This is a genomic window from Leeuwenhoekiella palythoae, from assembly GCF_020310025.1.
Taxonomy (GTDB): domain Bacteria; phylum Bacteroidota; class Bacteroidia; order Flavobacteriales; family Flavobacteriaceae; genus Leeuwenhoekiella; species Leeuwenhoekiella palythoae.
The window spans coordinates 133,958-147,852 of record NZ_CP084318.1 but is presented as its reverse complement, the minus strand read 5'-3'; the positions used below and the strand labels follow the sequence as shown (position 1 = coordinate 147,852).

12 protein-coding genes and 1 riboswitch are annotated in these 13,895 nt (G+C 39.2%); of the genes, 7 read left to right on the top strand and 5 right to left on the bottom strand.

Going from position 1 to position 13,895, the window contains the following annotated elements; translation table 11 throughout:
- Window positions 1-188: 188 nt before the first annotated feature.
- Genes LDL79_RS00570 through LDL79_RS00560 form a run of 3 tightly spaced genes read right to left on the bottom strand, consistent with a single transcriptional unit; the run spans window position 189 to window position 3,097 of the window.
- Window positions 189-977, bottom strand: a complete 789-nt coding sequence (locus LDL79_RS00570; protein WP_225598746.1) for an ABC transporter ATP-binding protein — start codon at window positions 975-977, stop codon at window positions 189-191.
- 4 nt (window positions 978-981) lie between these two features.
- The gene (locus LDL79_RS00565) at window positions 982-2,010 is read right to left on the bottom strand and encodes a FecCD family ABC transporter permease (protein ID WP_225598745.1); all 1,029 of its coding nucleotides are present in this window, start codon (window positions 2,008-2,010) and stop codon (window positions 982-984) included.
- Window positions 2,003-3,097: an ABC transporter substrate-binding protein gene (locus tag LDL79_RS00560; RefSeq protein ID WP_225598743.1), complete on the bottom strand. Its 1,095-nt coding sequence runs from the start codon at window positions 3,095-3,097 to the stop codon at window positions 2,003-2,005. The genes LDL79_RS00565 and LDL79_RS00560 overlap by 8 nt, the downstream gene beginning before the upstream one ends.
- A 145-nt stretch (window positions 3,098-3,242) precedes the next feature.
- A riboswitch (cobalamin riboswitch) is annotated at window positions 3,243-3,487 on the top strand.
- Between the two features lie 30 nt (window positions 3,488-3,517).
- On the opposite strand from LDL79_RS00560, the gene LDL79_RS00555 reads away from it, so the two are divergent.
- Both LDL79_RS00555 and LDL79_RS00550 read left to right on the top strand, forming a co-directional pair.
- On the top strand, window positions 3,518-5,356 hold the full coding sequence (locus LDL79_RS00555) for a TonB-dependent receptor plug domain-containing protein (protein WP_225598741.1): 1,839 nt from the start codon (window positions 3,518-3,520) through the stop codon (window positions 5,354-5,356).
- Window positions 5,357-5,367: 11 nt separating this feature from the next.
- Window positions 5,368-6,432, top strand: a complete 1,065-nt coding sequence (locus LDL79_RS00550; RefSeq protein ID WP_225598740.1) for a YncE family protein — start codon at window positions 5,368-5,370, stop codon at window positions 6,430-6,432.
- Window positions 6,433-6,505: 73 nt separating this feature from the next.
- On the opposite strand, the gene LDL79_RS00545 is transcribed toward LDL79_RS00550, so the two are convergent.
- Window positions 6,506-8,002 (bottom strand): S41 family peptidase, encoded by a 1,497-nt coding sequence (locus LDL79_RS00545; protein WP_225598738.1) that lies wholly within the window; start codon window positions 8,000-8,002, stop codon window positions 6,506-6,508.
- Window positions 8,003-8,042: 40 nt separating this feature from the next.
- Window positions 8,043-9,518 (bottom strand): S41 family peptidase, encoded by a 1,476-nt coding sequence (locus LDL79_RS00540; protein ID WP_225598737.1) that lies wholly within the window; start codon window positions 9,516-9,518, stop codon window positions 8,043-8,045.
- Window positions 9,519-9,629: 111 nt separating this feature from the next.
- Here LDL79_RS00540 and LDL79_RS00535 point away from each other — a divergent pair, with 111 nt between their 5' ends.
- The 5 genes from LDL79_RS00535 to pta all read left to right on the top strand — a co-directional run bounded on the left by LDL79_RS00535 (window position 9,630) and on the right by pta (window position 13,875).
- Entirely contained in the window at window positions 9,630-10,139 is a 510-nt protein-coding gene (locus LDL79_RS00535) for an RNA polymerase sigma factor (protein WP_225598736.1), read from the top strand.
- The gene (locus tag LDL79_RS00530) at window positions 10,126-10,563 is read left to right on the top strand and encodes a hypothetical protein (RefSeq protein ID WP_225598735.1); all 438 of its coding nucleotides are present in this window, start codon (window positions 10,126-10,128) and stop codon (window positions 10,561-10,563) included. Before LDL79_RS00535 ends, LDL79_RS00530 begins: the two co-directional genes overlap by 14 nt.
- A 16-nt stretch (window positions 10,564-10,579) precedes the next feature.
- A complete protein-coding gene (locus LDL79_RS00525; RefSeq protein WP_225598734.1) occupies window positions 10,580-11,104 on the top strand; it encodes a DUF4252 domain-containing protein in 525 nt (174 codons plus the stop codon).
- Window position 11,105: 1 nt separating this feature from the next.
- The gene (locus tag LDL79_RS00520) at window positions 11,106-11,642 is read left to right on the top strand and encodes a DUF4252 domain-containing protein (protein WP_225598727.1); all 537 of its coding nucleotides are present in this window, start codon (window positions 11,106-11,108) and stop codon (window positions 11,640-11,642) included.
- Between the two features lie 136 nt (window positions 11,643-11,778).
- Window positions 11,779-13,875, top strand: a complete 2,097-nt coding sequence (gene pta / locus LDL79_RS00515) for a phosphate acetyltransferase (protein WP_225598726.1) — start codon at window positions 11,779-11,781, stop codon at window positions 13,873-13,875.
- The last annotated feature ends 20 nt before the right edge of the window (window positions 13,876-13,895 follow it).

Genomic DNA, 13,895 nt, shown 5'->3' with positions numbered 1-13,895 from the left:
ATTTGAATTGATATAGAAGAAATTAAGCTAGAAAATCAGCATCTAGAAGTTTCACTACCTTTTACTCTTAATATCCAAATATACTATTTGAGTAGGTATTTAGCGCTGCCAAAGCACATAATCCCTAAAGCTTTTATCGGACTATAAAGTAATGTTCTACTAGATGTTTTATGGGCCGAAAAAGGATCTTACTTTATAAAAAAACGTCGGGAATTCTGATGGAAGCCAATGCGATTGCTTGGGAATAGTTGGTTAAAAACGCCATCAGCAATGAGCTGTTGAGGAGTGTTTTGCTGAGCTTTTTTATTTTGAATAACGATCATTTCATCGCAAAGCGAAAGAACCAATTCTATATCGTGCGTAGTGCACAATACCGTTTTATGGTGCTTATGCGCGATCTCACTCAGCAATGTAAATATAGAGGCTTTATGATGTAAATCAAGATGAGTTGTAGGTTCGTCAAGCAAAATGATGGGAGTATCTTGTGCTAAAGCTCTTGCGATCAAAGCACGTTGAAATTGCCCATCGCTCAAAGCATAGCAAGGAGTGTGTTGAAGCGCTTCAAGCTGTGTGGACGCAATAGCCTGATGAATATGTTCTTTATCGTGTGCTGAAAGTTTCCCTAGCCAATTGGTATAAGGCTGCCTTCCCAGCGCGATTAATTCTAGAACACTCAGGTTTTTTGAGATCTGCTGCCCGGTGAGCACAACGCTAATGGACTTTGAAAGCGCATCGGTTGAAAGTTTGTTAAGCGGGACATCATTCAATATAATAGAACCAGAGAGTGGTTTTTGTAAACCAGCAAGACTACGCAGCAAAGTAGACTTACCGGAACCATTGATACCAACCAAAGTAGTGAACATACCAGGTTTTAATTGAAGATTGGCATCTTCGACTATTGGTTTTTCTAATGAGGAAGAGGTATAACCCACAGAAAGCGCTTCGCATTTGAGTAAAACTGATTTAGCTTGTTCCATAGGATTAGAATAATAGTTTTTTCTTCCGTACGAGTAGCCAGATTACAATGGGAGCACCTATAAGCGAGGTGATTGCGTTGATAGGGAGTGTAAATTCAAACCACGGCATCTGAGCGATGATATCACAAAAAAGCATCAGCACAGCGCCTCCCAAAATACAGGCCGGCATTAAAACCCAATGATTGGAAGCGGTAAACCATTGCCGAATCAAATGCGGAACAGCGAGACCTACAAACGCGATTGGTCCTACAAAAGCGGTTAAACTTCCGGCTAAAATACTTGTAGCGATCAAAATGATAAATCGGCTTTTTTTTAGGGAAACTCCCAGAGTCTGTGCATAATAGTCTCCTAATAATAAACTATTCAGGCTTTTAGTAATGCTCAGTGCGAGCAAAATGCCAATAACATAACAAACCGAAAGAATGCCCAAAGCGGGCCACGAAATATCTCCTAAGCTACCAAAGGACCAAAACATATAGCGCTGTAAATCTTCAGCCGGACTAAAATAAGCGAGAATACTTACCACTGCCGAGGTAAGGCTGCCAAACATCAGCCCGATGATGAGTAGCGCCATCGCATCGCGCACTCGGGCAGCTACGAGAATCACGATACTCAGTACGGCAAAACTGCCTAAACTCGCCGCGAGGATGGTTCCCCAGCCGTTGGGAGCAAGCAGCGCCGTCAGGCCTAGAGCACTTCCACCTAAAATAAAAAATGCAACACCAAGACTTGCGCCGCTACTGATACCCAACACAAACGGGCCGGCAAGTGGATTCTTAAAAAGCGTTTGCATCATCAAACCCGCAACGGCTAGTCCGCTACCGGTCATCACTGCTGCCAAAGCTTTAGGAATGCGGTAATCAAGAATGATGTATGTCCAGGCTTCTTTTACGTTCGCTTGATCAAAAAATATGTCACAAATCGCCTCTAAAGGAATCTTTACAGAACCTAAGGCAATATTTGCTAAAAACAGCAACAGCACCATTGCGGTTAGCAAAATAAAACGGGTGCTATGCTTTTTTTTATTAGTCAAGTGGAAAGAAAAAATGAGGTTTACCGGCCTGTTTTAATTCCGGATGAAAAATTCCGATTAAATCTTCTAAAACCCAATCAGGGCGGGAAGGAGCGAGCTCATAATACAGCATTCCGCCGGTAGCACCTTTAGCTTTCGCAAAGCTGTAAATACTTTTGTTCTTGTATGCATCAAACTGGGTGTACACTTCATTAGCTTCTGCAAGCGCCTCATAACTCGCAAAAGCATTGGGAGCGATCCAGAATTCTGCAGTCTGACTCTTATCTAAAACCGATTCAACACTCAGTGCTGCGCTTCCGGTTCCCTCGGTATCTGCATATAAATACGCAGCATTAGCATCGGCAACCAGTTGGGCCGCCCAGCTGTCGCCTTTGGGTAAATACCAGACATCTTTAAACATTGCTCCACTTAACACAGTGGGTTTATTTTTAGCAACTAATGCTTTTTCTTTGAGATCAGTGTAGCGGGTTTCTATATGCTTGAAAATAGAGTCTGCTTCTTTTTCCTTGTCATAAAGTGCAGCAAAAAATTTGATCCATTCCGCTTGGCCTAGCGGTTGGTGCTCCGTCCAATCTCCATTGTAAAGCACAGGGATTTTGGCTCTTTGCAAAGAACTTAAAGTTTTATTTTCGCCTTCAACGCCAAAACTTACCACCACATCAGGATCAAGGTCAATGGCTTTTTCGGTGTTTATAGATTCGTTTTGGCCTAATTCGGTGATTGCGCCAGAATCAATTAAAGCGCGCGTTTTTTCTGAAGAAATGTAATCAAGATTAGGAAAACCTATTAGAGAATGTTCAACGCCTAAAAGTTCTAAAGCCGGAATATGCGTAGTTGACGTTACCACGATAGATTGAATAGGCACGTGAATCACGGCATCGGCTTGAATGCTGTCTGGAGCTGTCTGACCTTTTCTCAATAATATATAATTAAAAGTCTTGTCACTTTCAGGCCAGGCATTGGTAACGCTTAGAATTGTATAGGAATCATAGGTTTTAAGTGTAAACCCTTGAGCATATTCAATCGTATTTTGAGACGCAGTCTGAAGTGTTTCAACAGAATTTTCGGTATTATTTTTACAAGACACAACGTTTAAAAACGCAATGCAAATGAATATTGAAAGAAGATTTTTGATCAAAATTTAAAGTTTAAAAGGATCTGGTGTCATTTCTATAAAAATTCAAAAGTAAGATTAATAAAAAAAAGGAATGCAAACTAAGCTATTTGATTAACTTCGCACCACGATTTTTGGTGGCCATTTTCATTGATGAGAATGCCTTAAAAGGGAATCAGGTACGCTAATTTTGAATTGAGAATTCTGAATTCAGAATTAATGGAAGCCTGAGCTGTTCCCGCAACTGTAAGCTTAGTTCTTTTAGAACGGTAAAGATTGCACTTACACCACTGTCCTTTTTGTGATGGGAAGGTTTAATCTTTATACGCAAGCCAGGAGACCTGCCAGAACGCGTAGTAACAAAAGACTTTCGGGTTAAAGGTCTGGAGCAGTATGAACATAAGAGTTTTCTATTTTTTCTTAGCATTAGGGCTATGCGTTAGTTTTACGTATGGGCAAAACACTGCGTTTACCGCCTTAGATTCTGTCTATATCACAGATCTAAAGCTGAAACAATACTCTACGGGGCGCACGGTCTTACATCTGTCTGATAGCATTACCCGCCTCAACAGACCGCTGCTGACCAATACGTTAAATTTTAATTCCCCCATCTATTTTAAAGAAAATGGACTAGGGATGGTTTCCTCACCATCTTTTAGAGGAACTACTGCATCTCAGACGGCTGTTATCTGGAATGGGATCAACATCAATTCGCAGTTTAATGGGCAATTAGATTTTAATACGGTAAACAGTGGCGCTTATGATAAGATCGCTGTGCGTGGCGGTGGCGGAAGCGTTGTTTATGGAACGGGAGCCATTGGTGGAAGCGTGCACTTGAATACTCAACTGGAGTTCATAAAACAGCAGGAGCATAATTTGTTTTTACAGTATGGAAGCTTTAATACTCGTGATGCGCGCTATCAATTTAAGTTAGGAACACAGGCTTATAGCTTGAGTATAGCTTTAGCACACAATAGTAGTGACAATGACTACGATTATCCGGATGGCGGGACAAATTTGAATGGAGATTTTCAAAACACAGCACTTAATGTAGGTTTAGGTTTTAAACTCAGTCGTCAACATAGCCTGCGGTTTTTTAGCGAAGTTTTTGACGGCGAGCGGCATTTTTCGCTGATCAGAGCTTCTGAAACCCCAACTAAATACGATGATCTCAACACGAAGAATTTACTAGAGTGGGAGTATGACTTTTCAAATTTCACGTCCATCGCGCGACTGGCCTATTTAGAAGAATATTATAAATACTTCGGAAATTTAGATTCTGATAATTTTTCCTTCGGAAAGGCAAAAACCACGATTGCTAAATACGATCTTACCTATGCTTTTTCTGAAGCACTCTCGATAAATTCGGTATTGACCAATACGTATACATCAGGAGAAGGGTCAAGCTTAGGTGATAACAATCGCAATATTTTTTCGGCAGCAGTATTAATGAAGCATCAGCTAAAAAATGAGCTGGATTATGAATTGGGTTTTAGAAAAGAAATCACCAATAATTACGAAAGTCCGTTTTTGTTCTCGGTGGCTGCCAGCAAAGCATTTTCAAAGCATTTCAGCCTCAATTTAAGCGGTTCGCGCAATTTTAGGATTCCAACTTATAATGACTTGTACTGGTCAGGCGCAGGGAATGCGGAGTTGCTTCCTGAGAAATCGCTACAAGGTCAGTTAGGGGCGAGCCTCAGCATAGCCAATTTTAATCTGGATCTCACAGGTTATTACAATTCGGTAACAGAAATGATTCGCTGGTTGCCCGGCAGCGATGGCGTTTGGCGTCCTCAAAACGAAGAAGAGGTTAGCATTTATGGTATTGAAAGTATTTTAAATTGGTCTCCAAAATTAGGCAGAAAACAGTACCTGGAACTCTACGGAACTTATGCCTATACGGTTTCTGAAAACGCGCAAACCGGTTATCAGCTGATCTATGTGCCCTTTCATAAAGCAACCGCCGGTATCAATTATGATTTTCAACGTTTTAATGCCGCAGTGCAGTTGATCTATGTAGGAGAGGTGTTTACGCGCAGTGATAACAATAGCCGGTATAATCTTGACGCGTATGCTGTGGCTAATTTTAGCTTAGGATATTCTTTAGGTAAAGAGAAAAATTATGAGTTGGGTGCACGAGTAAATAACGTATTTAATGCCGAATATCAGAGTGTGGTAAACCGCTGGATGCCCGGGCGAAACTTTAGTATGTATTTAAATTTAAAACTATAAATCAAGCAACTATGAAAATTAATAAACTAGCACTTTTTGCGCTTTTAGGCGTATTTGTATTGAACTCGTGTTCTAATGATGATGACGCGTCAGAACCACTTCCTGAAGGGGATTACACCGGTGGTTTTTTTGTATTAAATGAGGGGAATTTTGGAGCAAATAACAGCACACTATCCTATGTAAATTATAATCTATCTTCAATAAACAATGATGTTTTTAATCAAGTTAACGGTACTTCTTTAGGAGACACAGCCCAAAGTTTGATCTTTGAAGATGATCTTGCTTATGTTGTTCTAAATGCTTCAAACACTATTGAAGTTTTTAACAGATATACTTTAGAGCGAGTTGGAACAATTGACGAAAATCTCGCTAACCCAAGATATTCGGCGATTGAAAATGATCGTTTGTATGTCACCAATTGGGGAGATGGAACAATAGCAACTGATGATTATGTGGCTGTATTTGATCTAAATACATTAGAATTCATCACTACAATAAATGTTGAAGAAGGTCCTGAAAAAATAGTAAGTGAAGATGATAAACTCTATGTTGCATTACAGGGTGGATTCAGTTTTAATAACAAAGTCGTTGTTATAGATGCAAATTCAAATACGGTTTTATCTACAATTACTGTAGGCGACGTGCCAACTGCTTTGGAAGTTGAGGATGATTTTTTATGGGTTAATACATCTGGTTTACCAAGTTATAGCGGCTCAGAAACAGCAGGAGCTATTTATAAAATAAATATCAATACTAACGATGCTGTCGTTTATGAATTTGATAATAGTTCACAACATCCGGGGAATTTAGAAATTGAGGATGATATGGTTTACTATACCTTAGGAGGCTCGGTATATAGATTTAATACTTCAGCAACTGCATTACCTTCAACAAGTCAATTTGAATTAAGCGAAATAACGAGTTTGTATGGTTTTGAGGTAGAAGATAATTATATATACGCTGCAGACGCTTTAAATTATACTGAAGGAGGAAAAGTGGTAGTTTATGATCTTAATGGAGAAGTTATTGCTGATTTCACTTCTGGTATTGCGCCTAACGGTTTCTACTTTAACTAAATATTGTAAAAGATATAAAACAAAAAAATCCGCTGAATTCATCAGCGGATTTTTTATGGCTATACGTCAAACTTTATTTCTTGATTTGTGGCACTTCATTAGCATACATTCTTTGGAATGTAGGCTGGTTCATATCAGTCTCACCTACTAATTCATAAGCAGGACCAGCTTTCCTTTTAGAGCTGGTGTGGCTTCTACCTAGAATTTGATCTAAAGCCAAACTTAATAGTGGTTCGCTTTCTTCACCTAAAGTACCTAGGTTGGTCAAATCTTCTTCTAACTCAAAATCAGGTACAATTCCCGTAGGAGGGCCAACAACACCATTTGCATTGGCATACGTGTAAATCAAAGGCTGAATTGCGTAATTATGATCTGGATTCACGTTTTGTTTAGTAAAGTTATCTCCATCATAAAGTGTTACAGATGCTTGAAACTTACCAACAGTAGTAGTTCCTATCGTTTTTACGTCAATATAAGGACGCAGACCAATAATCGTTAATTCACTCGCAGAAGCGGTACTTTCGGTTCCTATAACATAAAGTCTGGTAAGGTTTAAGCTGTTAATTGCTTCACCTGTTCTTATTTGCCCGTCAAAACGGTCGATTAAGCTTTCAGGACTTTCAGACTCAAAATAAGCTTGAGCCTCTGCATTCCATTGTTGTTTAGTAATTACTTCTCCTTCAAATTGTCCGGTGATCATAGAAGTCAAATCAATGGCACTTGCTACAGAACCACCACCGTTGTAGCGAAGATCTAAAACAAGATCCGTGATTCCATCAGCTTTAAAATCAGCAAAAGCAGCGTTGAGTTCGTCATCATAATCACCTACATAAGAGTTATACATCAAATACCCAATTTTTTGACCATCAATGTCTAACGTTTTTGCAATTAAAATAGGATTTTCTGAAAAACCTTCTTCTTTAGTAAGTGTAACGGACGTTCCTGTAGCGCTCACTGTATTATTAGCAATAGTTGCTAAACCTAAAGTATAACTATCTTGAGCAAGTAATGTCTGATAGTTGCTGAGGTTCATTTGTGTACCATCAATTGTTAAGAATAAATCTCCTCTTTTGATTGCTGTAGCCGAAGCATTAGAATTGGGTGCAACATAGCGCACGTAACCAAAAATATCATTGGAGTTTGAAAAGCGAACTAAACTGTATTTAAGTCCATTACTTTTGCTCACTCCGGAAAAACTGTTCTCTAGAGCTACATAATCATCCGTCATAAAACTAAAACGATCTTGCTCTGCAACGAGGTCGTCATAGTAAAAATCTTCAGGAACTGTATTCTCTGCAAGGTACTCTACATAGGTATCTACATCAGTGAAGTAATCATCAGCAAGCTCTGGGATATCTGCCTTGTAGAGATAATAGAGATTCATAGCCAGATACATAAAATCCTGTATGGGATAGTCTGCACGATCAAGCGTTTCTTCCTCCTGTTCAGGTTCTTCTGGTGTGGGTTCTTCAGTTTCAGGTTCTTCAACCACTTCTGCTACATCATCATCGTTAGAACACGCAGAAAAAATCAATACACTTAATAGAAATACAAGAAAGTTCTTTTTCATGTTAAGGGGGTTTAAATTAAATTATTGCGGAATATATGATTTATTTTACATAATTAGGCAAGGCTTCAATATACATACGTTGATAGCTTGCCGTTTGGTTTTTACGCTCTCCAAAAGTTTCAAATACTGTACCAGACTTATTCTTAGTAGTATAGCTTCTTCCTAAGATCTGATCAAGCGCCAGACTCAATAGTGGCTCATCTGCTTCTCCTAGAGTACCCAGATTTGAAATGTTTTCTCGCAATTCAAAATCCGGAGTGATCCCGGCAGGCGGTCCTACTACACCATTCGCATTTGCATATGTATACACTAAAGGTTGAATGGCATAAAAATGCCGCGGATTTAAAGTCTCATCTTTTCTGCGGAAAGTTTCAGAGTCGTAAAGTGTTATCGAAGCCTGAAATTTACCCACGGTGGTTGTACCTAAAGTTTGCACGTCAATATAAGGTTGCAATCCTATAATGGTCAACTCACTTGCTGAAGCGGTGCTTCCGGTTCCTATAACAAATAAACGCGACAGGTTCAGACTGTTGATCGCGCTTCCGTCAGAGATGGTATTGTCAAAACGATCGATTAAAGATTCAGGATCATCAGCTTCAAACGCCGCTTGAATTTCCGGATTCCATTGCTGTTGAGTGATAATTTCGCCATTAAACTGACCAGTGATCATCGATGTCAAATCAATCGCAGTTTCTACCGAACCTCCACCATTATAACGCAAATCTAAAACTAGATCAGTAACACCATCTGCCTGAAATTGTGCAAAGGCGGCATTAAGATCACTATCAAAATTTCGTCGATAGGCATTATACATCAAATACCCTATTTTGCTGCCATCAATATCTAGTGTTTTGGCGATAAACACCGGATTTTCGGTGTATTCTTCTTGTACAAGATCAATGGAAACACCCGTAGGTTGCAGGTCTTCGTTGCTGTCAAATTCGGCTAAAGCAATCGTGTAACTGTCAAGATTAAGCAATTCGCGCGATCTGGCGCTTAATGAATAGGTACCATCAACATTTGCCGTAGTGGTAAGTCGCTCACCATTAATGGTGTTAAATAACATTCCGCGGGTTACGCCATTTTGAGATGCCGAAGTGTTGGGCATTACATAACGCACGTAAGCAAAGGCAAAGTTAGGATCGTTGCGATCAAGAGCTAGTCCATAATCTATTCCTGAAGTTTTAGTCACTCCGGCAAAACTGTTTTCTAAATCACGATAATCGTCACTTAGAAAACTAAAACGGTCAACATCTGTAACCAGACCGTTGTAAAAAAGATCTTCAGGTCCTGCAAAACCTGACAAATACACATTGAGGTCAGTAGTGCTTTCAAAAAAAGTATTGCCTAACTGAGGTATTTCAGGTTTATAGAGGTAATACAATTGCATCCCGTTATAGATAAAGTTCTCTATTTCGAGTTCAGCTAATGGAGCGAGTTCGTCATCGCGGTCCTTACTACAAGAAGTGAGTATAAGTAGGGTAAGCAATGTTAGCGATAGGGTAATTTTTTTCATTTCAGCAATTTACTAATCAACTCTAAATTTAGCAGTATTATTGTATTTATACTTTTTAATGTAACAAAATTTATAGTGGATCGTCATCCTTGTAACTAACCGCTAGTAAGAATGAATCAAAAAGAGTTTTTAGCACAGGTAACTCCTATTCAGGATCGGCTGTATCGCTTGGCAAAGCGTTTGCTGGTCTCTGAAGATGAAGCACAAGATGCCACTCAAGAGATTCTTATCAAACTGTGGTCTAACCGTAAGAAGATAAAAAAGTTGCGCAGTATTGAAGCTTTTGCGGTAACGATGACTAAAAATTATTGTTACGACAAGCTCAAAGCAAAAAGCAGTAGCAATTTGCAGCTGGTACATAGCAATTATGAAGATCAGCATTACAATACGGTTAAAACCAGTGAAAATAATGACAGTGTAAATTGGGTTTTGAAATTGATGAAAGAATTACCCGAGCAACAACGATTAATTTTACATATGCGGGATGTTGAACAATATTCTAATAGTGAAATTGCCAAAGAATTAGATTTAAATGAAACAGCGGTACGTGTTACGCTGTCTAGAGCTCGAAAAACAATACGCGAACAATTGTTAAAAAAACACAACTATGGAATTAAATAAAATAGAACAATTGCTTGAGCTTTACTTTGAGGGGGAAACGACCTTAGAGCAAGAAGCACAGTTGCAAGAGTACTTTACTAGTTACAAAGTGGCTCCGCATCTGGCAGAGTACGTGACCATCTTTGGGGCTTTTGCCAAAGCTAAAGAAGAGGGCTTCAATCGTACCATAGTACTGCCGGAAACAAAAAGATCCTGGCGCTGGGTGCCTGTGGCCGCAAGTATCATCCTGTGTGTAGGACTCTTTTTAACCTTTAATCAAAAGCAAGCTTCTGAGCACGACTTGGGTACTTATAAAGATCCTGATGTAGCAGCCTTAAAAACAAAACAAGCGCTGTTTATGATGGGTAACTTTATGAATAAAAGCACCGGTCAGCTTGATAAGCTAGACACTTTTGAAGAAACCGCCAATGAAATTAAAAAATAATCAAAATCAAAAAACGATGAATAAATTAGTAATTACCCTAATGTTAGTAGGCTTAAGCCTTAGCACTTATGCTCAAAAGAGCTTTGACAGATTTGAAGATATGAAAGACGTGACCTCATTGGTCATGAATCAAAAGATGTTCAAATTGCTAGGAAAGATGGATCTTGATTCTAACGATCCTGAAATGAAAAATTATATCGATATGGTCAATAGCCTTGAAGATATAAAGTTGTTTTCTACTAAAAATGTTAACGCAGCAAAAGCGATGAAAGCAGAATTTAGCTCGTATAAAGCAAGCGAAAAACTAGAGCAACTTATGAGCGTGAAGGACGATGGTAAGAACGTGAATTTTTACTACAAGCCTGGCAAAAGTGATGACTTTGTAAGCGAATTTTTAATGTTTATTGACGGAGAAACTAATGATGACGATACCGTTCTTATCAAGATCACCGGAAATATAGACCTTAAAGAAATCGGCAAAATCGCCAATAGCATCAATTTTAAGGGAAGCGATGAGTTGAAAAACGTAAAAGTCAATTAAGATGAAACTATTCAAATTTAGTTTGCTGATTGTAGTTGTTGCGACATTTATGAGCTGCAATAACCAGCAGTCTTTACAAGAATATTATATAGACAGTAAAGAAAACGACGACTTTATTATGGTTGATCTGCCTACAAGTTTGATCAGTCCTAAGAGTGAAACGCTTTCACCTGAACAAAAAAAGGTGATAGCGTCAGTAAAGAAAATTAATTTGTTGGCATATTCCCTTAAAGATACCGCTTTTTATACTTCGGAAACCGGAAAGGTAAAAGCAATTTTAAAAGGAGATCATTACGATGAGTTGATGAAGCTGGGTAGTACCGAACAACGTATGCGTATTTTTATCAAAGGAGACGAGGACGCAATTGACGAGGTGGTGGTTTTTGCTCAGGATAATAATAAAGGTTTTGTTTTAGCACGTGTTTTAGGAGATGATATGAACGTAGCAGATATGGTACGCTTCGCAGAAACGATGGATACAAGCAGTGCAGGATTAAACACCGGCCAGTTTGAAGGTATAATGGATGTTTTCAATTAGTGAAAATCCAAAGTAGATAGTAAAAAGAGCTCTAAAGGAGCTCTTTTTTTTATTTAGAATTAGTTTAAACAATGACTTAAATCAGGTTCTTCTTTGCTTATGAAATCGTAATTTTACACAAACAATTCTCCTCTCCATGAATAAAGGTATTTATATCGCGACACTCGAACCCAATAGCGGGAAATCTATTATTTCACTGGGTTTGATGCGTACGCTTTTAGGTAAAACTGCAAAGGTGGGTTATTTTAGGCCAATCATTGATGATAGCAAAAGCTCAGGTAAAGATAATCACATCAGTACTGTGCTTTCTTTTTTTGATATCAAGCTTGATTATGAAGATGCCTATGCGTTTACCAGCAGCCAACTGATCAAAAAACGTAATAAAGGGAAGTCTGGTGAAATTCTTGACACCATTATTACAAAGTATAAAAATCTCGAAGATCGTTTTGATTTTGTGTTGGTAGAGGGATCTGATTTTACAGGAGAAGGAAGTGTTTTTGAATTTGATACGAATGTTCTTATCGCTAAAAATCTTGGATTACCGGTCATCCTCGTCGGTAGCGGTGTAAATAAAACCGAAGACGAGCTTATGGGTAGTTTGCAGATTGCCTATACTTCTTTTTTAGAGCGTGATGTTTCGGTGTTAGCGGTGGTGGCTAACAAGGTTCAAGAGGAAAATTTAATGGTGGCTAAAAATGGCCTTAGCAACTTTTTGCCGGATTCGGTTGAAGTTTTTGCGATTCCATATACCGAGAAATTAGCGCATCCAACTATTAAAGAGATCGTTGAAGAATTAGATGGTGAAGTTTTATTTGGTGCTGAATTTCTTGATAATCAAACCGGAAATTTCGGTGTGGGAGCGATGCAACTGCGCAACTACTTAACGCATCTTAAACAAGATAGTCTGGTGATTACGCCCGGAGATCGCGCCGATATTATTCTTGGTGCACTTCAGGCGAATATTTCTACCAATTATCCGCGTATTTCAGGGATCATCTTAACCGGTGGACTCAAGCCTGAGGAACCTATTTTACAACTTATTCAAGGACTGTCACAAATCGTTCCTATCGTTTCGGTAAATGACGGAACGTTTTCGGTGACCAACAGAGTCGGGAATATTAAATCTAAGATTTACGCCAGTAGCAAACCAAAGATCGAAACCTCGTTAACGGTGTTTTCTAAAGAAGTTTCTTTTGATAAACTCATAGAGCGTTTGATCAATCTGAAACCTAAGGGAATCACGCCAAGAATGTTTCAATACGGACTGATGAAACGCGCGCGTACGGCTAAAAAACATATCGTGATGCCCGAAGGTACTGATGATCGTATTTTAACCGCGGCCATTCAATTGGTAGAGTTAGATATCGTTCAGATCACGTTGCTTGGCGAAATTGAAAAAGTCAAAGAAAAAGCCGTTCAACTGGGTTTAGTCTTAGACTTAGAAAAAATTACAGTTATCAATCCTGTACAATCTGAATATTTTGATGATTACGTAGAAACTTTTTATGAACTGCGTAAACATAAAAACGTAAATCGTGATATCGCCCGGGATTGGATGGCTGATGTTTCGTACTACGGTACGATGATGATCTATAAAGGCCACGCCGACGGGATGGTAAGTGGTGCAGCGCATACGACGCAGCACACCATCAGACCGGCGCTTCAGTTTATTAAAACCAAGCCGGGTGTTTCGGTGGTTTCTTCGGTGTTTTTTATGTGTCTTGAGGATCGCGTTTCAGTATTTGGTGACTGTGCGATTAACCCGAATCCTTCGGCTACAGAACTGGCTGAGATCGCTATTTCTTCCGCAGAAAGCAGTCTCGCTTTTGGTATAGAACCTAAAATTGCTATGCTCTCGTATTCTTCCGGTACTTCCGGGAAAGGTGCAGATGTTGATCGCGTACGTGAAGCTACCGAAATTGTAAAAAAAGAACGCCCTGATCTTAAAATCGAAGGGCCTATTCAATATGACGCCGCCGTTGATGCTGCTATTGGGAAAAGCAAATTACCTGATTCTGAAGTTGCGGGGCAGGCAAGCGTTTTAATTTTTCCTGACTTAAATACGGGTAACAATACATATAAGGCCGTACAGCGAGAAACCGGCGCTTTGGCGATTGGTCCAATGTTGCAAGGGCTCAATAAACCGGTAAATGATTTGAGTCGCGGTTGCACCATTGAAGATGTTTTTAATACCGTGATCATCACTGCTATTCAAGCGCAAGGTTTTAACTAATTTCCTACAAAGATTTTTAA